This window comes from Acinetobacter haemolyticus (genome assembly GCF_900406815.1).
GTDB lineage: Bacteria > Pseudomonadota > Gammaproteobacteria > Pseudomonadales > Moraxellaceae > Acinetobacter > Acinetobacter haemolyticus_A.
Genome location: NZ_OVCN01000010.1, coordinates 110,655 through 131,936, shown reverse-complemented (window position 1 = coordinate 131,936; position 21,282 = coordinate 110,655). Strand labels below are relative to the sequence as shown.

Below are 21,282 nucleotides of genomic sequence, written 5' to 3'. Positions count from 1 at the left end.
TTAATCATCCCTTCGATCATCGCATATTTAGAATCACTTATGCACGTTCTAAATAATCACCAGTACGCGTGTCTACACGAACGCTTTCTTCTTGTTGTACGAATAATGGAACACGTACGACCGCACCAGTTTCAAGTTTCGCAGGCTTACCGCCACCGCCTGAAGTATCACCACGTACACCTGGATCAGTTTCAACGATTTTAAGTACCACAAAGTTTGGTGGACTAACAGTTAAAGGTACGCCGTTGAACAACATGATGGTACATTTTTCATTTGAATCGTCTTTTAACCATTTTGCAGCATCGCCCATTGCTGTTTTATCAGCAGCGATTTGCTCAAAAGTTACAGGATCCATGAAATTCCACATTTCACCATCGTTGTAAAGGTAATCCATTTCAACTTCTACGATATCAGCAGCTTCTAAAGAATCACCTGATTTGAAAGTTTTTTCTAATACTTTACCAGAGCGAAGGTTACGCAATTTTACGCGGTTAAATGCCTGACCCTTACCTGGTTTTACATATTCATTTTCCATGATTGAACATGGGTTTCCATCAAGCATAACCTTAAGGCCAGCTTTAAAATCATTTGTAGAATAATAGGCCATGAAAGGCGCACTCCAAACTTAAAACTCGAATCTATTAATGCTAGACTAAGCAAACAGCTGCGGCTAACACTATTTTTACGTATGGCATGATAAACTATTTACATCAAGAGAAAAACTGGCAATCACAACTCAGTGACCTAATTACTGATCCTTTAGAGCTGTTAAATCTGCTTGAGTTATCTACCGATCAATTATTATCAGGGGCAATCCTCGCTTCTGAACAGTTTAAATTGCGTGTCCCACGTGCATTCGTCGGAAAAATGAACGTTGGTGATCCACTTGATCCTCTACTGTTACAAGTTTTACCACATCATCTTGAATTGGAAGAACATCCAGAATTTGTGACCGATCCTTTAGGCGAAGAAGCCGCCAATCAAATGGCTGGAGTTTTGCATAAATATCAATCTCGCTTCTTGCTGACTTTGACAGGTGCTTGTGCCATTCATTGTCGTTATTGTTTTCGCCGTCATTTTCCCTATCAAGAAAACTTACCCAAAAATGACGATTGGGAAAGTATAAAACACTATATTGAGCAAAATCCGCTGATCAATGAAGTGATTTTAAGTGGTGGCGATCCACTGACGCTGAACAATCGAAAAATTTCATTATGGTTAGAACGTCTAGCATCTCTCCCTCAAATTAAAATACTGAGAATTCATTCACGTGTTCCGATTGTTATTCCCAACCGTGTCGATGAAGAGCTGATTTCTATTTTAAAAAACAGTAGGCTACGCATTATAGTAGTGGTACACTCAAATCACGCAGCTGAACTTGATGATTTCACCTGCTCTAAGTTGTTACAGTTATCACTCCATCATATTACCGTGCTAAATCAGGCGGTTTTACTTAAAGGTGTGAATGATTCTGCAAAAACTTTGACTGAGTTGAGTAGCCGTTTATTTGATGCAAGAGTAATGCCTTATTACTTACATGTTTTAGATAAAGTAAAAGGTGCTCAACATTTTGATCTAAGGTCTTCAGAGATAGACCATATATACAGTGATGTATTAGCAAGTTTACCCGGCTATTTAGTGCCAAAACTTGTGAGGGAAATTGCGGGCGAAAAAAATAAAACACCGCTTTTTGGGGTTCAAACGTTCTGAGATTGATAACACAATGATGAATAATGCTTTTTCGGATATTTTTCAAATTCCAACCGTATTACGACGGGATAAACTCAGCTTTTGTGACACCAATACCAAAAGTTTGAATGAGTGGATTTCTAATTTATCGATTATGCAATTGGGTGACACTTCCAAAGCGCTTTTTGCAGCATTATTAGAACTCAGTGAATTAGAATGCTCGGAAACCTTGCGTTTTGACTTGGTTCAAGTATTACATCCAACGATTGAAAATGTTTTAGGTAGTTTAGAGAAAAACTTTTTTAACCAAGGGGTCATTAGCTCCGATCGAAATGAACACATTATTGAATTGGCAATGTTGTTACGATGCTACTTCGCAGCGGTATATATCAATATTGTTCGTCGCAGCAATGATCAACTCGATCAGCAGAAATTTTCGATTTTTGCCCTGAGTCAAAAAAAGAACTTACAAACCGCACGTACACTTGCCACCTTTCAAGCGTTACAACAGCTCACTCAATTACTGTATCAACAGCATATGCTATATAGTGAGCCTGTGGCTGGACAATGGTTGATTGCTCATCAGCTGTATGATGCTGCCGTAACACATAAATATCATCATAGTAATTTGGAGCAAGTTCTAGGGACACCCAATCCGTTAAATACAATTTCTCAGGCTTATGCTCAATTGATTTTGATGGATATTTTTAACACCAATCAAATCCGCCAATCTGAAATACAGGCTTTATTTCAATGTAGTTTTGACTGGGCAAAAATGGTACAGGTTCTCTCTAAAGAAACTGAGTTAACTAAATATGTAATTGACACCAGCAAAGACCACCCCCCTATTTATAATAAGAAGCAAAGCTCTGGTTTTCTGCCTAATGTCTTTATTAGCACACACAGTTTATTAGATCATGTTACTGCTACGCTGCATAAAAACCCTGAATATGTTTCTAAAAATGAGAAAATTTATTTAACGCCTGCCCTAAAATTTCATGTACAAACCATTTTAGGAACAATTGCTGAGCGTCGTCACGAACGTTATGAATATAATGCTCAGCTACACATTTGTTTTGGTTTACTCACCGCACATTTTTATTTATCAAAAGCGAAAAACTTTGCCGAAACTTTATTCTTAGACCATAGCTATAATTTACAAAATGAATCACGCTTTATGTCTTCTTGGGATAAGAAAAATACAACCGAAAATCAAGAGTCTGCAATTCAACGCTTAAACCGAGAAAGTAAAACCGTTCATCAAGCCGATATACTAGATATTAGTGTCAATGGTTATCGTATTAAATGGTCAGGTGAAGCGCCTAAAAATCTAAGAACAGGAGAATATATCTTAGTCAAAGAAACATCACATGGGCATTGGCGTGGTGGTGTGATTCGTTGGCTTAAACAATCAACCGAGAAAAGCTTGGAACTCGGTTTAGAGGTTTTAGCACAAGAGATTTTCCCTTGTGCGGTTCGTATTCAAGCAGATCGACATATTAGTAATTACCACCCAGCGCTTTTATTAAAAAATCAAAATTTGGATGAAACCAAAACGACTTTAATATTACCAGGTTCACAAATTTTTCGAGAACACCAAGCTGTTCATTTAAGATTGGGGAAAGAGGAAGTAAAAGTGTATCTATTAAACGCACAATTAATTACCCAAAGTTTTGTTCAATTTGACTTTGAATTATTAAATGATGAAGAACAACCTATTCTTCAAAAGTTTATGGCACAAAGAAATATGGACAAAATTGATCAAGATTTATGGGAAGCACTGAAGTGAGAAATTCTTTACTCTCTAAAAAACTAAAACGTACGGAAACTCGTTTACTTATTATTGATGATAACCAATTACGTTATAATCAAATTTTAGCCTTATTTTCGGCTCAAGATCATCAAGTTCAAGCGACTTTATTAGATGACCTCAAAACATTTGAAAAGCAGTTAAATTTACCTTGGGATATTGTAATTTTTGGTCGCGCTTACGATTTAAAAATTGAACAGACGCTCTCGCTGATTCAGGCTTCTACTCAGCCAAGCCTTCCAGTTTTATTACTAGAACCTGATGATTTCAAAGCAGATCAATATCAGTCCTATATTCACAAAGGAATTTATGACGTATTAAATCTAGAGTCATCAGAAAAGTTTTATATTCATATTGTTCGAGCACTTTCTTATAGCCGCTTAGTCCAAGGTGAACATCGTTTACTCAGCGAATTAGAAGCAGCCCAAACGCAAGCTCAATCACTGGTCGCAGAAAGCCATAAAGCTGTAGCCATGCTTCAAGAAGGCATTCATATCAATGTAAACGCTGAATATGCGAATCTTTTTGGTTTTGAAAATGCAGATGATCTGATTGGTCTACCCATTCTTGATGTTTTACAACCTGAAGACTTGGCGCAATTCAAATTAAGATTTAAAAAGATTTCCCAAGGCCAGTTTGACCAAGCTCGTTTTGAACTTCGTACTCAAAATCCAACCATTAAGAACAATCCTCTACAAGTTGAATTCTTACCTTCAGGCAATGAAGATGAAATACAACTCAATATTGAATGTGGAGGTGCTACACAACCTGCGGTAGCCGCCAATACACCATCAAATGCCCCAGAAAAAAATTCAAACTTATTTAATGCATTGCAACAAATTAATCGTCAGATGGTGAATCATCCTGCCAATGAGAACGCTTTGGTTTTGTTTAGCTTAAATAACTTTCCAAATGAAGTGTTCCAAAAAGATTGGCGTGGGGCAAAAACATATTTTTCCAACATTCCTAACTTTATCAAGGAACAGGTCAATGTTCCTGTTTATCAAATCGCGACAGGTGTCTATGCAGGCTTATTTCAAGCAGAATCAAAGGCTGTTTTAAACTCCCTATTGATCAGTCTGAATAACCTCCAAAAACCGCAATTACTCGCAACAGAACAATTTACCTTTCCATTACACCTAAAGTTAGGTTATTGCGAACTTAGTAAACAGATTCCTGATGAAGCACATTTTGAGCACATCATTTCTAAAGCATTCTTAAAATCACTTCCAGTCTTCAATACGCCAAAAATTGATGCCAATATTGGTCTAACAACAGAGCATATTCCAAAGACTGTTCAGCTCACACTGCTGCAAGATCTTAAACAAAAACTGGAAGCAGGCGATATCCATTTAAAATATCAGCAAACGTATGATAAACAAGATCAATATACGCATACGTATGAAGTTTCTAGCGGTTTTATACATAACAACCAATGGCAAGAAATCAGCGATCTTTCTGATTTAAAAGATGATCCAGAATTGTCAGTTCAATTGGACCGTTGGATTTTAGTCGAAGCATGTAAACAGCTACACAACTTTATTACGCAATATCCAAAAGCAAAATTGATTATTAATCTGAACCCTCACATTTTGCTAAATGATAAGAAGCTGCCTGAACTGGTTGCAAAATTACTCACGATCATTGGTAGCAAACAAGCTCATCCAATCATCTTACAGTTCTCTGAACAAGCACTTCAACAGAACCTATCTCAAGCACAACCTCAAATTGCATTGTTACGTCAACATGGTGCTGAAGTTGCTATTCGCGGTTTTGGTAATTCGCTCTATAGTGATACGATCCTGCAGCAAATTGATACGCAATATATTAGTTTCCACCCCGACCTTTCAAAAATGCTTTCTTCTGAGAAAGATATGGCGAATTTACAAGAAAAAGTTCTACATTTCATTGCCCAGAAACCAATTGAAATATTCTTAACAGAATTGAACGATATGAATTTATTTGCCAATGCTTGGAATGTTGAAACACGTTTTCTTCAAGGAAATTATTTCCAGAAAAAGCTTGATCGTTTAACGGATGTACAAGATCAATAACCCCTTGTAGAACATTTGTCGTTCCTTATCCTTTAGTAAAAAAAGGATGAGGAATTAAGGGCATAAAAAAAACGGGCATAAAGCCCGTTTTTTGTTTTCTTGATATTAACGTTTGACAGAACGTGACATACCAGAGAAACGTTGTTTGAATTTGTCGATACGACCACCAGTATCCACATTCTTTTGTTTACCAGTATAGAATGGGTGACAAGCAGAACATACATCTAGATAAAGAGTTTCTTTACCTAAAGCAGATTTAGTTTCGATTACGTTACCACATGAACAAGTAGCAACTAAAGTTTCGTATTTTGGATGAATATCGGCGCGCATGCTCGATGCTCCTAATAGTAAGAAAGGCTTAAGCTATTATCGCAATTGATCACTCTCAAATATGAGGAAGGCAAAGTGTTTTACACTAGCAGACCAACACGACAACAGACCATTTCTTTTGACCCACCGAGACCCTAAAAGTCAGAGCAAAGCCAACAAGTGCCGAGCATTATACGCCAATAAATCAAATTTAGCGAATTATTCTTGTGTTGATTTTGACCAACGATTCGCAATGACACCACACACCATTAGCTGGATCTGATGAAAAATCATAATCGGTAAAACAATCATCCCCAATGGTTGCCCAATAAATAAAATCTGTGCCATGGGCACACCACTGGCCAAGGTTTTCTTTGAACTACAAAAGAAAATCGTAACTTGATCAGCTCGATTAAATCCAAGCCATATCGGAATATAAAATGCCAGCAACATCACAATGGTTAATAGGACTGAGCAAGCAATAATAAGATAGAGTAAAGTTAAACCACTAACCTGTTGCCATAATCCCGCAACAACAGCACTACTAAACGCACCATAGACCACCATTAAGATTGAACCCTGATCAAAAGCTTTAACTAGGCTCGGCACTTTGACCATATAAGGAAAAATATAGGGACGTAGAATCTGTCCTAAAATAAATGGCACGAGTAATAACAGCGTAATTTGTAGGATCGACTTGGTAGGGTCAAAACCATGCTGACTCTGTCCTAGAATAAAAAAACTAACTAGAATCGGAGTAATGAACATACCGATGATATTTGAAAAAGATGCACTACATACCGCACCAGCAATATTTCCTTTAGCCATTGAGGTAAAAGCTATCGAAGACTGTACTGTTGATGGCAAAAAGCACATGAACAAAAAGCCCCAATACAATTGTTGCCCCAATAATGGCTCTAAAACAGGTTTAGCCATTAAACCAATGACAGGAAAAATTAAGAAGGTAAATCCAAACACCACACCATGCATTTTCCAATGCAACATCCCTTCCATCACTGCTTCACGTGATAATTTTGCACCATGTAAAAAGAAAAGTATGGCAATTGCGATGGTAGTCAAGATATTAAAATAATATGCCGCCTGCCCCGAGACTGGCAAGAAAGTCGCCAGTATTACCATTACAACCAATAATATGGTAAAGCGATCCAGTGCCAATAACTTCAACATAACTTATCCTTATCTATTCTCTAATAACAATAAAGCCCAATATGATATTGTTGACCATTTGATCAACTCATCATACTGGGCTGTATAAATAAAGCTAGCGCTTTAGATTAAAATCTTGGGCTAAATCGGTCAAAAATTAATTATTACGTGCGTTTAGATCTTGTTGAATCAATTCAACTTTATAACCATCAGGATCTTCAACGAATGCAATCACGGTAACACCGCCCTTCATTGGACCTGCTTCACGCACGACTTTACCACCACTTGCCTTGATCTCTTCACATGCCTTATAAGCATCTGCTACACCGATCGCAATATGTCCATAACCGTTGCCTAGATCATAACTGCTGGTATCCCAGTTATGCGTCAACTCAAGCACTGTGTTGTTTTCTTCATCACCATAGCCAACAAAAGCAAGGGTAAAACGCCCCTCTTCATAATCGCGTTGACGTAGCAATTTCATACCAAGTACCTCAGTGTAGAACTTTAAAGACTGTTCTAAATTACCTACTCGTAACATCGTATGTAACATGCGCATATATATCTCCTAAGAAATGCTTATTCTGATGATTGCTTAGTCAACAATTTGCCCACCCATATCACTAGAATTAAAATTGGCAATCCCATCAAAAAAGTAACCGTAAAAAAGCCTGAATAGCCAATATAATTTACTATTGTACCCGAGTATCCACCAATCGTTTTAGGTAAAAGCAGCATTAATGAACTAAAAATAGCATATTGCATAGCTGTAAATGAGACACTAGTCAAACTAGAAAGAAATGCAATAAAAACCGCCCCTGCTAGACCAGAAGCTAAGTTATCAAAGATGATCCCCATAACGAGCCAAACTTTACTATAAGGCACGACTACTTTTCCTTTTAATTCGATATCAATATTTTTATCGATAGGAATAGCTGGAATGTCAGATAAGTTCATACGATAACGTGGTTGACGCTCTGAAAGCTGTTTTTTATAACGATGGATCTGCGTTAAATTCTGTTCTTGTTGATTAACCTCATAGATTGCCTCAACTCGTATTTCATTCAGCTTAGCCAGTTCACTTCCTGGAATAACAACACTCCAATCTGTATTTTTGATCTTAGCTTCCACTCGATTTTGTGAATTTAATAAAATACTGACTGATTTTAGCTGCCCATTTTCAGGCAAATTCAATAAAGCACCATGAATAATTACATCTTTTGCCAATTCATCTTTATATAAAAGATTGTCTCCACCAATTGCTTGAGTATAAAGATCTGGTTGAGATTCCGATTTAAAAACTTTTAGTGGAAGAGATATGTTTAAAGGCTCATCATATCCTTTCGGCTGTGAAACAATTGATATCTCATTTTGATCCATTACTATATTACTAGGAAATTTTAATGACCAATTTCCGACTTCATCAGGTGTTGCAGTATAAATTTGATCACCAACATTTACCTTAACTTCCTGCATAGTTGCGCCAGACTTCACTAATCCGACAAAAATCAAATTTGTAGTACTTGCGAGAATTGCTCCTAACAACATCATTTTCATAATGTTATAACGTTGAGCTAACATCCCCCCTAGAAAACCACCAAGAATAACAAAGAATATTGCAAAAAATTTATTAAACCAGGCAATTTCTTCTTTATCAAAATTTAAGTCCAAGTAGAATAAGTTTGCCATTACTCCTGCAACGACATCAGAAATACGATAGAAACCTATCAATAGTAAAATAGCTAAGGCAACTTTTATTCCATATCTTTTAAAAAAATCTAATAAAGGTGCTAACCATGTTTCGACCACAATCGTCTTATTAATTAGACCCAGCTTAATTAGCCCTAAGATTGCAATAACAGCAATTGAAATACTAATTAAAAACTTAATCACTAGAAAAATAAAATTTAAGAAAGCATCTTGAATAGAAAATGAGTCAATGATCAACCCAATTTGATAAAAACTGGTAGCAAAGACAATCGTTGAAATAATAAAAACTGAAAATAGCTGGAAGTAATCTTTAATATCATAATGGTGTTGAATACGCTTAACTTGAGGTTCATGGATTAGTAATGTAGTAATAATTCCAATGACCATTAAACCAGCCATCAAAAAATATGTGGTTCGCCATGCTTCATAGATATAGTTGCCAACAGCTGTACCCAAAGAAGCAGCAAATAATAAGGCACCCAACTGAGTAATAATTGTAGCTGTACGATATCCTGCATTATAAGTTGAAGCTAAAACGGTTTGTATATTAGGATCTTCAGTTAATTCAATACGATAAGCATCTACAATAATATCTTGTGTTGCAGATGAAAAACCAAGAAAAATAGCAGCTCCAGCCATAATCGTTAGATTCGAAAATGATCCAAAGTCAGAAGTATTCGGTAATGGATTGGTCATTGCCATCATACAAATTGCACAAATGACCAAAAGCTGTGATACCAATAACCAACTACGCCTTAGTCCCATTTTTTTTGTCAAATACGGAAGTGGCAATTTATCTATTAGAGGAGCCCATATGAACTTAAATGAATAAGCCAAAGCTGCCCAAGAAAACATCGTGATCGTACTTCGGTTAATTCCTGCTTCAGTCAACCAAAAAGATAAAGTTGAAAAAATCAAAAAAATTGGGATTCCCGATGAAAAACCTAAAAACAACATAATAATTGCACGGCGATCCAAGAAAGCCATAAAGGAGTTTTTCCACCCTTTCGATTCAACACTCATTCGTTGTTATTTTCCAATAATCTATGAATCTGCCTATTCAAACGTTTCTTGTCCGTGCTTGCAAGTTGCTTTATGCAATCATTGTTTTGTTTTGTCGATAAAAAACACAAGTTCGCTTGATCTTTCGGTCTAAAACTGTATACCTTTAATTAATTAAATTTCGTTTTATTTGTTGGATAGCAACAGTGACCCAAAAACTTGATCAAATGACTGCAACAACTTTATCTTTAACACCAACAAACACGATTACAGTAACGCTCAATTCTATTCCAAGTGCTTTTGAACAAGCCGATATACAACCAACACTCCTAAAAACGGCTCTCAAAGCAAATCAACTGACTCATATTCCCGACTTGGCTAAAATTCCAAGTTCAACAAAACGGATTAAGCCACTCAATAACTTCTTAGGGCAAGATCGCGCTCGTGCGTCAGTAGAGGCAGGTATCTCCCTGCCTTATTCGGGCTATAACATATTTGCAGTAGGTACGGCTGGTCTAGGCAAACGCACCATGATCAAACGCCTATTGCAGCAACATGCCAAAACCATGCGGACACCAGATGATTGGGTGTACGTCAATAATTTTAAAAACCCAAGACAACCACTTGCTTTACGCTTTCCTGCGGGCCAAGGTTCAAAATTCCAAAATGCATTACAACAAACATGGCAAATTATTTTAAAACAGCTAGAGCGTCGATTCAGTGCAGAAAGTTATCACAATCGTATAGAACGAATCCGTCAATCTACAGGTGAAGTACAACAACAAGCGTTAGCAGAACTAACCAAAGAAGGCGAAGGACTCGATTTAAAATTAGTCTCTCGGAATGACAAACATGTTTTTATACCGATGCTACTCAAAGATGATGAGTACCATGAGTTAACCCAACAAGACCTCAGTACACTGAGTAGTAAAGAACGGGCTGATATTTCTTCGAATATTCGTTATATGGAGAAAAAGCTTGAACGTTTAGGTCTTCATCTTGGGGATTTAGAAGATGATGCACGTGATCAAGTATCCAGTTTAAATCGTGATATCGCGACTCAAGTTGTGATGCCACGTGTAGACTCTATTTTAAATAAGAACAAAGAAGTCAAAGGACTCGAATTATATTTAAAACAATATGCTGAAGACATCATAGAAAATGTTGAATTGATCTTAGAACAAGAAGAGGATGATTTTACCCCTGCCTTGTTTAACCGCGTGCCAGCTCGCTATCAAGCCAATGTGATCATTGCGAATAAACCAAATAGTGGTGCACCTGTCATTTTTGAAGACTTTCCAACCCATTACAATTTACTTGGACATGTTGAGCAGCTCACCTACAACGGAACAATCACCACTGATTTCACCTTAATTCGTCCCGGTTCCCTCCATCGCGCGAATGGTGGTTTTTTAATGCTGGAAGCAGAGCAGCTACTTGAGCAGCCCTATGCATGGCAAGGCTTAAAGCGTGCCTTAAAATCGGGTCATCTAAAACTGTCGTCTTTAGAACACATGCTCACTCTGACTGGCAGTATCTCGATTGAACCCGCCTCCGTTCCCTTAGAAATCAAAGTGGTTTTATTAGCTGAACCTGAAATTTATTATGAGATTTTAGAAGTAGAACCAGAACTAGGCAGTGTCTTTAAAATACGTGCCGATTTCACTGATACATTACAACGTAATGACAGTAACGAACAAGCATATATGCAACTGATTGCGGATTATGTACAAGCAGATAAGTTACTCCCATTTGACCGTTCTGCACTTGCTGCTTTACTAACAGATTCAAGCCGTCAAGCTGAAGATCAAAGCTCTTTATCCTTACACGCCTCAACATTGGGTGATTTAATTCGAGAAGCACATCATCACGCATTTAAAGCAGACGATAAAATTGTCACGCATGATCATGTCAATCAAGCATTACATCATCGCCAATATCGTTTGGGCTATTTACGTGAATTGTATTGGCAGGATTTATCCCGCGGTACACAGTTAATTGAAACATCTGGACATCGCTTAGGACAGATCAATGCTCTTTCAGTTATTCATTATGCAGATGTGGAGTTTGGTCTACCTTCTCGCTTGACGGCTTCAGTATATCAAGGTGGTGGAGATATTCTCGATATCGAGCGAAGTGTGGAACTGGGTGGCTCTTTACATGCTAAGGGTGTATTATTGATGTCGAGCTTCCTTAAGGCACACTTTGGTCGTGAACAAATCCTGCATTTCTCTGCTGCACTTGCTTTTGAACAGAGTTATGGACAAGTGGATGGCGACAGTGCCACCGTTGCTGAGTTATCTGCGTTAATTTCCGCCATCTGCCAAATCCCAATCGACCAATCTTGGGCAATTACAGGCTCAATGAACCAATTGGGTCAAGTCCAACCGATTGGGGGCGTCAATGCTAAAATTGAAGGCTTCTATGATGCGTGTAAACTGCAAGGATTAACAGGTAAACAAGGTGTCATTATTCCACGTCAGAATATGCAACATCTCATGTTACGTCAGGACGTAATCGAAGCTGTTGAGGCGGGACAGTTCCATGTTCATGCGATTGATACAATTGATCAAGCATTAGAGATTCTGATGGCTCGACCTGTGGGAACACTGGATAAAAAAGGTCGATATAGTAAGAACTCTATCTATGCCGCGGTTATGGAACAATTGGAATATTGGCAAGCAATCGAAGATGGTGAAGCTGTCGAGGATGACGAACCAAAGAAAAAGAAAAAGCGTAAAAAATCCAAGAAAGATCAAGCTGAACCTAAGGCTATGGATGAGACAGTAGAAGCAAAGTCTCTTAAACCTCAGGGCAAAGTAAAAGCTAAACGCAAATAACTAAAAAAGCCATGTTTCCTTGGAAACATGGCTTTTAAAATTTAGAGTTAGATCTCACTCATGACTAAGCAACTCCCTGCAAGGAACGTCCCCCTGGAAGTTGAGCAAAATATTGCTTAAGCGCATCTATGCAACGATGGACTTTGACTGGATACTGTTCACGCTTCGAAGTTAATGCTTGTAATGTATAAGTAGGTAATTGCCAATCAGGCAGAACTTCCACCAACGAACCATTCACTAATTCTTTTTGCACATCCATATACAAAATACGTGCGATCCCTAACCCTTGTTGGCATAAGGATTTAGCCACAAAGACATTATTTGTTCCTAAACGGGTTTGCATTTCCACATTGACACTTTCCCCACTTAGACCATGACGAAAAGCAAAATGCTGAAAATTCTGCATCAAAGTCACTGGCAGCAATTCGTGATGATTTAAATCTTCAGGTCTTGTAATCGGAGGTGATTGATTTAAATAGCTTGGAGAAGCAACCAAAATCTGGTCGACACGTGCCAATGGAACTACGGTTAATTGTGGATCGTCGACTTTGAGACTCATTCGAATTGCAATATCAATTCGTTCTGAGATTAAATCAATATAGCGATGGTCTGCTTCAAAATGAACTGCCAATCCCTTGTGCGCCGACATCCAATGTGACAAAGCAGGAACCACATGCAATGCACCTAATTCAGGTGTTGTCGCAATACGTAGATCTCCTACAAGATCATCACGTAATTCATTAATTCTGATTTTTCCACGTTCTGCTGCCGCTAACATTTCCTGACAACTTAAAAAAAATGCTTGTCCTGCTTCGGTTAGGCTTAATTTTCGGGTGGAACGATGAAGTAAGGTGACATCCATTTCTTGCTCTAATGAGCGAATTTGTTGGCTCACTGCGCTTGTTGTTATTCCTAAGTCTCTAGCTGCCCCACTAAATGAACTTTTTTCTACAACGCAAGCAAAAACCCCCATTGCACGCAATTGATCTAACATACACTTCCCTCTCAATTTATTTATATGCTTATTGTTCTAATAAAAGCAAACACATTGAGTATACAGAGAAGTCTATTGATAGACTAGTGATTATTAACAATTTGTTGAAAGTTTGTTAGGGCCTTTTAAAAGACCCTAACCGTAAAAATTAGTTTGGTACAACCGTGGTTGGATTGATTGGTTTACCATCTAAACGGACTTGGAATTCTAACATGACCCGTGAAGCTCCTGAAGAACCCATTTCAGCAATTTTTTGCCCTGCAGTCACATTATCACCGCTCTTGACCAACATTTTACTGTTATGGGCGTAGGCTGTGATGTAACCATCTACATGCTTCACCAAGACTAAATTACCATATTCTTTTAAACCATCAGCGGCATAAACCACCTGTCCATTTGCAGCAGCAAATACAGGATCCCCAACATTGCCTCCATAGCGCGTACCTTTCACATTACTCGCTAAATTAAACCCTTGAATTACAGGACCATTTGATGGTTTTACCCAACTTAATCCACTAGCTAAAGTTGATGGTGGAGTTACAGGAACAACTGGTCGTTGTTGTGTTGGGGTAACAGGTTTGACAGGTGGTGGTGCAACTTGCTGTTGAGTCGGGATATTAATACTTTGACGTTGAATTGGTGCAGCCTGGTTCATCGCTTGTGTTGACGTAGTTCGCTGAGCGGCTGAACCTTTTAAACGTAAGGATTGATTAACATAAATTCGATACGGCGGTGCAATATCATTGAGTGCTGCAATATCTAGATAATTCATACCATAACGATTTGCAATCCCGCTCAAAGTATCCCCAGAACGAACTGTGTAATAGTTTGGCGCATTCACATAGCTTGCCCCGCCACCGCTCACTTGAGGTTTAGATGCACAACCGCTGACAATAGCCGCCGTAACAACAGCCATAGACAATACGATTGTTTTGACCATTTTTTTTGACTGAAAAATCGAGACGTGGTTTAAGTGCATCTTCGCCCTCATCGAAAAATCCTTAATCTATTTTCGCCTTAGAGTACCAAAAAAGTGAGAAAAAACGAGTATTCACGCACGATATTCACAAAGTTATAACATTCACATGGCTAACCATTCACGTGATTATATAAATTATCTAGTACCTCATAGTTGGTAGCATCCATTTGAATCGGAGTAATACTGACATAGCCGTTTGAAACAGCAGAAAAGTCAGATTGAATATGGCTTCTCGTTGCGGGATGTTGCTCAAGTACAGCTTCGCCTGCCAAACCAATCCAAAACACTTGGCGACCACGAGGGTCAACATGACTACTAATTGGTTTTGATTGTCCTCGACGCCCTTGATAGGTGACTTTTGTCCCCATGATTTGTTCTACGTCAGGAATATTGATATTAAAAATATGACGAGGCGGTAAAATCGGCAAACCTTGGGCAATAAAATCATGCACCCACTGTGCAGCTTTGACATAATCTTGCGGCTGCTCATAAGCGCGTACATTTGCACCAGCGAGGGAAACAGCAATTGCAGGATGTTTCATTAAGCGACCTTCGAATGCCGCTCCCACGGTGCCTGAATACAATACATCATCGCCCAAATTAGCACCGCTATTGATACCACTCACCACAAGATCAAACTCGAAATCAAATAAACCATTTGTTGATAAATAGACACAATCTGCTGGTGTACCATTTACTGCCCAAACATCCTTAGAAATCTGAACAGGACGCAAAGGACGATCGAGCGTTAAAGCACTTGAATAACCACTTCGCTCACTTTCAGGCGCAACTACCACAACGCGACCTAACGGTTTCAATGCTTGAGCCAAAGCTTGAAGTCCTGGTGCAAAAACACCATCATCATTTGCTATTAATATATTCACAACGTTCTCATCTCTTCAATTTTGGGCGGTTGCTACTTCAACCCTATCGCTAAAATATGTCAATAGCCCTTTTACTACTCAGTTTTCATAATTGAATTATTCCTTCAATTATATATATTTACCACTTCATAGTATTAGAAATTTATGCAGCCATGAGACATTTATCTAAATTTATTCGTATTATTGGGGTTAGCTTCTCACTTTTTACAGCTCAAGCAATTTTTGCAGAAGCAATTTCGGTTCAAGAAGCAGATGCATTAATTAAAGATGATATTGCCAATGCTCAAGTTCTGATCGAGATGTGCCCAAAACTAATGGGTGCGAATGCTAAATTTGATCAAAACATCAATCAGATCATTGCATCATATTTAGAAGGTTATTCAAATAAATCCGCGTCATTGCAAAGTCTTCAAACTGATAATGATTTTAAATTATCATTAAAAGAAGCACGCGCAGCGGCGAAAGAAATTGATCAAGCGGAGCAGAAATCAGTCTGTGAAGATGTTCTCAATTTTGAAGGTTAAGTAATCTTGAAAGTAGTAGCTTAGTTTTAAGTAATTTAAAACTAAGCTAGTTATTGGTCGGATGCTAAAATCATGTCTAAAAAGATGGATCATTTTTAGATTCAAAAAATACTTCTTACAAATCTTATGTTGAGTAATATCGTCAATTACCAAGCAGTAGGCTCTCGAACCATGTGAATAATATTGGCTGGACTGCTAATCCATCCTCCTTTAAAACCTACTGGCAAAGTTTCAATTTCATCACAACGCACAACGCCTGCCTCATCAAGATATTTTGCAGCCTCAGTAAAATTATCCGTAAATAGTTCTAACCAAAGCTCAGCCTGACTCATCTCGGGTACGACATCGATCCACAATTTTACTGGACCGAACTCGAAACCAATTTCTGGTTCTTTATCTGTAATTTGTTTAAGACCAATCACATCACGATAAAAAGCAACCGTTGCTTCAAACTGATGTGGGGGAAGTTTCATGGCAATATCAACACCGCCACTAAATTTAGTTGTCATTATTCAGCTCCTTACATAATTATGCTTTTGTTTTTACTCGAATTTTTTAGGTTTAAGTTTCAGAGTCGAATTTAAAAATCTGAATTAAGAAATACAATCTGGAGATTTTGGTTTATCTCTATTTCTCGTCATCCAGCGCTCATCGCCTCTCACGATTTGAAATCACATTTCCTTCATTGTTCCTACAGCAAGTATACAATTTTATTTTTCGTCTATGCTAAGTTATGCAAATTATGTAAGGCCTGATTTGAGTTTAGCTTGTTATGAAGAAAAATGTTTTAAAAACACTAAGTTTGTCTTTGCTCGTCGCATCAAGTGCATTCGCATCAACTACTTTTGCAGCAAATGCAAAACAAGAGTCAGAAAATATTGATGTCACTTCGACTGTACAAAGTACAACGCAAGAAGAGCTTGCGGCAATCTATGTACTATCAGAAATTTGTCCAAAACTGATTGATGTCGATAAAAAATTCAACCAAGGCTATGAACGCTTAGCTAAAGAATATTTACCGAAAGAATCTAAAGCTGTGGATGCATTAGATACACGAGCTAAGGCTAAAGATTTCCAAAAGTTCCTTGTTGAAGCTCGCAAAGATGCAGGTGCAGCTTCACAAGCACAAAATCGCCAAATTTGCGAAGATGTTCGAAACTATAAGTGAAATATTGATAACAACTTATCTGGAATCAACACGCCATAAGTCTTAGTTACAATACTGTGTGAAAAAGCCGACTTCCCCCATAGAAGTCGGCTTTGCTTTGCCCTAAAATGCTAGGCTCATCTGCACCATATAAGATATTGGAACTACCTAGAATGACTCGAAAAAGCGCTCTTGCTGCATTATTACTTTTGCCAAGCTTTTCATATGCAGCGACTGTCCTATCTGCTCCACCAGAATTAAATAATAAATCCTATGTACTAATGGATTATGAAACTGGACAGATTCTCGCTGCAAAAAATGAAGATGAAAAACTTGCACCTGCATCTATGACGAAGATGATGACCAGTTTCATCATTGAACAAAAATTATTACAAGGCAAATTAACAGAAGACGAACATGTCCGCATGAATGAATCAGCATGGTGCCGTGGCAGCAGCGCTGAATCTTGTATGTATGTTCCATTGAATGGCACTGCGACCGTATTGGAAATGCTACGCGGTATTATCGTTCAATCTGGTAATGATGCATCAAAAGCAATGGCTGAGCACATCGCGGGCAATGAAGGTACTTTTGCCCACATGATGAACCAAGAAGCCAAACGTCTTGGCATGACCAATACCAACTTCGTGAACTCAACAGGTATGCCTGCTGAAAGTCATTATTCGACTGCGAAGGATATGGCTATCTTGGCACAGCATATTATTAAAGATAGTTCGAAATATTACCCAATTTATTCTGAAAAAGAATTTACTTTTAATGGCATCAAACAAGGTAACCGTAACGCTTTGCTCTATACAGACCCAAGTGTTGATGGTTTAAAAACAGGTCACACCAGTGAAGCAGGTTTCTGCTTAACCACTTCAAGTAAACGTGGACCTATGCGTTTGATCTCTGTGATCTTTGGTACACCAAGCATGAATGAACGTGCAAACCAGACACGTGCATTATTAGCTTGGGGCTTTGCAAACTTTGAAACTGCAAATGTCCAACCAGCGAATCAAGCAATTGCCAAAGCAAAAGTTTGGTTTGGTAAAGAAGATGAAGTACAGATTGGGCTAGCTGAAAACTTCAATGTGACGATGCCGAAAGGTCAAGCCGATAAAATCAAAACACAACTTGTGGTTCAACCTCAGCTCAATGCACCTTTAGCACAAGGTCAAGTGATCGGGAAATTGGTTGCAAGTCTTGATGGCAAAGTCATCGCTGAGAAACCTTTGGTTGCACTCAAACCTGTTGAAGAAGCTGGCTTCTTTGCACGCATGGTCGATCGTATCAAGCTATTCTTTAGTAGCTTTTTCTAAGCCCTGACTTCTGAATAGTTAATTTAAGCATTCAGGCTGTTTAGTCTGAATGCTTTTTTACTTTATAATTCCACTATCGTTTATCTTGGTTGATCACATGACTAAAAATATTCGCTCTTATTTAGACCAAACACCTGATATTGATTCAAGTTGTTATATTGATGACATGTCTGTCGTCGTTGGTGATGTCAAATTAGCTGAGAATGTTTCAGTCTGGCCATTTGCGGTCATTCGTGGCGATGTGAACTCGATTCAGATTGGCAAAAATAGTAATGTGCAAGATCACTGTATGTTGCATGTTAGCCATAAAAATCAATCTAAACCAAACGGTTCACCGCTGGTGATTGGTGAAGATGTGACTGTTGGACATCATGTGACTTTACATGGTTGTACCATTGGTAATCGCGTTTTGATCGGAATTAATACTGTTGTTTTAGATGACGTGATTATTGAAGATGATGTGATGATTGGTGCTGGTAGTTTAGTGCCGCCACGTAAAGTCTTAAAAAGCGGTTATCTGTATGTGGGTAGTCCAGTACAGCAAGTCCGCCCTCTCACAGATAAAGAAAAAGCATTTTTACCTTATTCGGCGCAGAATTATATAAAAGTGAAGAATGATTATAAAAATCAAGTAACCGCATAATTAAGAGATAATAATGGTCAAAGTATCTAAAAAACTCTTATATTTGGGTTTTATTTTACCTTCGTTTGTTGTTTCACTCATATTTTTAGTCATCATATTATTTTCTACTATTAGTGAAATTTACTCTGGAAAACATGTTTTTACTCATTATATTTTCAGTATCACTGTAATTGAAGCAATATGGTTTATCATCACTAGTGCAATAGGTATGTACTTATTCATACTTCTGTTTTGTGGTATTCAATCCATCATCTATTCTTTTTTGATGAACTATATCATTTTCCCCAAAGTAAAAAGTCACTTTAGAATAGTTTTAATCAGTGGTGTACTCGGTGGGCTATCAACAACTCTACCTGTATTATTCCTTTATTTTATTCAGCTTTATTCGGAATGGGCGATTATCCAAATCTTTATACTGAAATTTTAATGCTTAGTCCCTTATTTGGCTTTGGGTTCGTAATTGGTCTGTTTTCAGGTTATTTTTTATTAAAAGCATACAAGTCACAAGAAAAAGCTTTAACCTAGCCATCTTCCCCCAAATTTTGTAGAATACGTTTTTTAAAATCATGGTGCTTTCTATGACCGCTTGGACACCTCATGTCACAGTCGCCACTGTAGTCGAAAAAGACGGACGTTTTTTGTTTGTTGAAGAACACAGTGAGGGCTATGTACATACCGTGTTTAATCAACCAGCAGGTCATGTCGAATGCGGTGAAACCATTATTGAGGCAGCGATCCGTGAGACCTTAGAAGAAACAGGTCATCATGTCGAAATAAATCACTTGCTCGGTATCTATACCTATACACCTCCAATGTTTCCAGATCGTACCTATTACCGTTTTTGCTTTTTAGCACATGTCACTTCAGTTGAAGAAAATGCGCAACTGGATACAGGTATTGTCAGTGCAGTATGGATGAACTTGGATGAGCTACAAGAAACAGCTCGTGCACGTAGCCCATTGGTTTTAAAAGCTGTTCAAGATGCCCTCGCTGGCAAGAAATATCCTTTATCGCTTATTTATGAGCACCCTTTTTCTCCCTCATTCACTTCTCATTTGGATGCTTAATTAGATGCAACAACGTGTCATCGTCGGTATGTCTGGTGGTGTAGACTCCTCTGTTTCTGCCGCGCTTTTACTTCAACAAGGATATCAAGTTGAAGGTCTTTTCATGAAAAACTGGGAAGAAGATGATGGTACGGAATACTGCACAGCACTTGAAGACTTGGCGGATGCGCAAGCAGTAGCAGATAAAATCGGGATCAAACTGCATACAGCAAATTTTGCAATGGAATACTGGGATCGTGTATTCGAGCATTTCTTGGCAGAATATGCCGCTGGTCGCACGCCTAACCCAGATATTCTCTGTAATAAAGAAATCAAATTCCGTGCATTCTTAGATCATGCGATGACATTGGGTGCAGACTTCATTGCAACTGGTCATTACGCGCGTCGTGGTGCAAGTATGCAAAATTCACGTGGTGAAACTTACGCGCCATTACTACGCGGCGTTGATAATAATAAAGATCAGACCTATTTCTTACATGCAGTGCATGGCCGTGAAATCAACAAGACGTTGTTCCCTGTCGGCGAAATTGAAAAGCCTCAAGTTCGAAAAATCGCTGAAGAACTAGATTTAGCAACAGCCAAGAAAAAAGATTCGACGGGGATCTGTTTTATTGGTGAGCGTCGTTTTAGTGATTTCTTAAAACAATACCTCCCTGCTCAAGCTGGAAAAATTGTCTTAGACAATGGCAAAGAAGTTGGTGAACATCACGGCTTAATGTACTATACGCTGGGTCAGCGCGGTGGTATCGGAATTGGTGGTATGAAGGGTGCACAAGAAGGTGCGTGGTTCGTATTACACAAAGATATTGCCAATAACCGACTGGTAATTGGACAAGGTCATGAACATCCACTCATGCAAAGTAAGCAGCTTTGGAGTGAATCGATTGACTGGGTTGCAGGTGAACAGGAAATTCCAACAGCAGGTTTCCGATGCACTGCCAAAACACGTTATCGACAACCTGATCAAGCGTGTACAATTTACCGTGATGATCAAAACGAAAATGGTATTCGTGTTGAATTTGATGAGCCACAACGAGCCGTTACTCCTGGGCAAAGTGTGGTGTTTTACTCAGGAGAGGTCTGCTTAGGTGGTGGCGTGATTCACCATACCGATGCACCTCAACCCGATTTTATCTAAGGA

At 38.4% G+C, this 21,282-nt stretch carries 19 protein-coding genes; 10 read left to right on the top strand and 9 right to left on the bottom strand.

Features of this window, described 5'->3' with window-relative positions; all coding sequences use genetic code 11:
* Positions 1-37: 37 nt before the first annotated feature.
* On the bottom strand, positions 38-607 hold the full coding sequence (gene efp / locus DK207_RS09035) for an elongation factor P (protein WP_004639622.1): 570 nt from the start codon (positions 605-607) through the stop codon (positions 38-40).
* Between the two features lie 86 nt (positions 608-693).
* Between efp and epmB the strand changes: the two genes are divergently transcribed.
* The 3 genes from epmB to DK207_RS09020 are packed head-to-tail and all read left to right on the top strand — an operon-like array spanning position 694 to position 5,553.
* Entirely contained in the window at positions 694-1,710 is a 1,017-nt protein-coding gene (epmB, locus tag DK207_RS09030) for an EF-P beta-lysylation protein EpmB (protein WP_109440877.1), read from the top strand.
* Positions 1,711-1,723: 13 nt separating this feature from the next.
* Positions 1,724-3,478, top strand: a complete 1,755-nt coding sequence (locus DK207_RS09025; RefSeq protein WP_109440876.1) for a GTPase — start codon at positions 1,724-1,726, stop codon at positions 3,476-3,478.
* Positions 3,460-5,553, top strand: coding sequence for an EAL domain-containing protein (locus DK207_RS09020; protein WP_109440875.1), 2,094 nt, complete (start codon positions 3,460-3,462; stop codon positions 5,551-5,553). Before DK207_RS09025 ends, DK207_RS09020 begins: the two co-directional genes overlap by 19 nt.
* A 105-nt stretch (positions 5,554-5,658) precedes the next feature.
* Here DK207_RS09020 and rpmE read toward each other — a convergent pair whose 3' ends face one another.
* The 4 genes from rpmE to DK207_RS09000 form a co-directional block, all read right to left on the bottom strand.
* Entirely contained in the window at positions 5,659-5,883 is a 225-nt protein-coding gene (rpmE, locus tag DK207_RS09015; protein ID WP_109440874.1) for a 50S ribosomal protein L31, read from the bottom strand.
* A 198-nt stretch (positions 5,884-6,081) separates the two neighbouring features.
* Positions 6,082-7,050 carry a bile acid:sodium symporter family protein gene (locus DK207_RS09010; protein ID WP_109440873.1) on the bottom strand — a complete coding sequence of 323 codons (969 nt, stop codon included), beginning with the start codon at positions 7,048-7,050 and terminating at the stop codon, positions 6,082-6,084.
* A 136-nt stretch (positions 7,051-7,186) separates the two neighbouring features.
* Positions 7,187-7,588 (bottom strand): lactoylglutathione lyase, encoded by a 402-nt coding sequence (gloA, locus tag DK207_RS09005; RefSeq protein ID WP_109440872.1) that lies wholly within the window; start codon positions 7,586-7,588, stop codon positions 7,187-7,189.
* Positions 7,589-7,608: 20 nt separating this feature from the next.
* The gene (locus DK207_RS09000) at positions 7,609-9,762 is read right to left on the bottom strand and encodes an AmpG family muropeptide MFS transporter (protein WP_109440871.1); all 2,154 of its coding nucleotides are present in this window, start codon (positions 9,760-9,762) and stop codon (positions 7,609-7,611) included.
* 185 nt (positions 9,763-9,947) lie between these two features.
* On the opposite strand from DK207_RS09000, the gene DK207_RS08995 reads away from it, so the two are divergent.
* Positions 9,948-12,581, top strand: coding sequence for a Lon protease family protein (locus tag DK207_RS08995; protein ID WP_109440870.1), 2,634 nt, complete (start codon positions 9,948-9,950; stop codon positions 12,579-12,581).
* Between the two features lie 64 nt (positions 12,582-12,645).
* Here the strand turns inward: DK207_RS08995 and DK207_RS08990 are convergent, their stop codons facing one another.
* The 3 genes from DK207_RS08990 to surE all read right to left on the bottom strand — a co-directional run bounded on the left by DK207_RS08990 (position 12,646) and on the right by surE (position 15,438).
* Entirely contained in the window at positions 12,646-13,575 is a 930-nt protein-coding gene (locus tag DK207_RS08990) for a LysR family transcriptional regulator (RefSeq protein ID WP_109440869.1), read from the bottom strand.
* 148 nt (positions 13,576-13,723) lie between these two features.
* The gene (locus DK207_RS08985; protein WP_109440868.1) at positions 13,724-14,554 is read right to left on the bottom strand and encodes a peptidoglycan DD-metalloendopeptidase family protein; all 831 of its coding nucleotides are present in this window, start codon (positions 14,552-14,554) and stop codon (positions 13,724-13,726) included.
* Between the two features lie 110 nt (positions 14,555-14,664).
* Complete coding sequence (gene surE / locus DK207_RS08980) at positions 14,665-15,438, bottom strand: 5'/3'-nucleotidase SurE (protein ID WP_109440867.1); 774 nt, start codon at positions 15,436-15,438, stop codon at positions 14,665-14,667.
* A gap of 152 nt (positions 15,439-15,590) precedes the next feature.
* Between surE and DK207_RS08975 the strand changes: the two genes are divergently transcribed.
* Entirely contained in the window at positions 15,591-15,962 is a 372-nt protein-coding gene (locus DK207_RS08975; protein WP_109440866.1) for an MCR_0457 family protein, read from the top strand.
* Positions 15,963-16,108: 146 nt separating this feature from the next.
* Here the strand turns inward: DK207_RS08975 and DK207_RS08970 are convergent, their stop codons facing one another.
* Positions 16,109-16,471, bottom strand: coding sequence for a hypothetical protein (locus DK207_RS08970; protein ID WP_109440865.1), 363 nt, complete (start codon positions 16,469-16,471; stop codon positions 16,109-16,111).
* Between the two features lie 263 nt (positions 16,472-16,734).
* Between DK207_RS08970 and DK207_RS08965 the strand changes: the two genes are divergently transcribed.
* The 5 genes from DK207_RS08965 (at position 16,735) to mnmA (ending at position 21,279) form a co-directional block, all read left to right on the top strand.
* Complete coding sequence (locus DK207_RS08965; RefSeq protein ID WP_109440864.1) at positions 16,735-17,130, top strand: MCR_0457 family protein; 396 nt, start codon at positions 16,735-16,737, stop codon at positions 17,128-17,130.
* Between the two features lie 152 nt (positions 17,131-17,282).
* Complete coding sequence (gene dacC, locus DK207_RS08960; protein WP_109440863.1) at positions 17,283-18,431, top strand: D-alanyl-D-alanine carboxypeptidase PBP5/6; 1,149 nt, start codon at positions 17,283-17,285, stop codon at positions 18,429-18,431.
* A 97-nt stretch (positions 18,432-18,528) separates the two neighbouring features.
* Positions 18,529-19,074 (top strand): gamma carbonic anhydrase family protein, encoded by a 546-nt coding sequence (locus tag DK207_RS08955; RefSeq protein WP_109440862.1) that lies wholly within the window; start codon positions 18,529-18,531, stop codon positions 19,072-19,074.
* Positions 19,075-19,652: 578 nt separating this feature from the next.
* A complete protein-coding gene (locus DK207_RS08945) occupies positions 19,653-20,141 on the top strand; it encodes an NUDIX hydrolase (protein ID WP_109440861.1) in 489 nt (162 codons plus the stop codon).
* A gap of 4 nt (positions 20,142-20,145) precedes the next feature.
* On the top strand, positions 20,146-21,279 hold the full coding sequence (gene mnmA, locus DK207_RS08940) for a tRNA 2-thiouridine(34) synthase MnmA (RefSeq protein WP_109440860.1): 1,134 nt from the start codon (positions 20,146-20,148) through the stop codon (positions 21,277-21,279).
* Positions 21,280-21,282 lie beyond the last annotated feature (3 nt).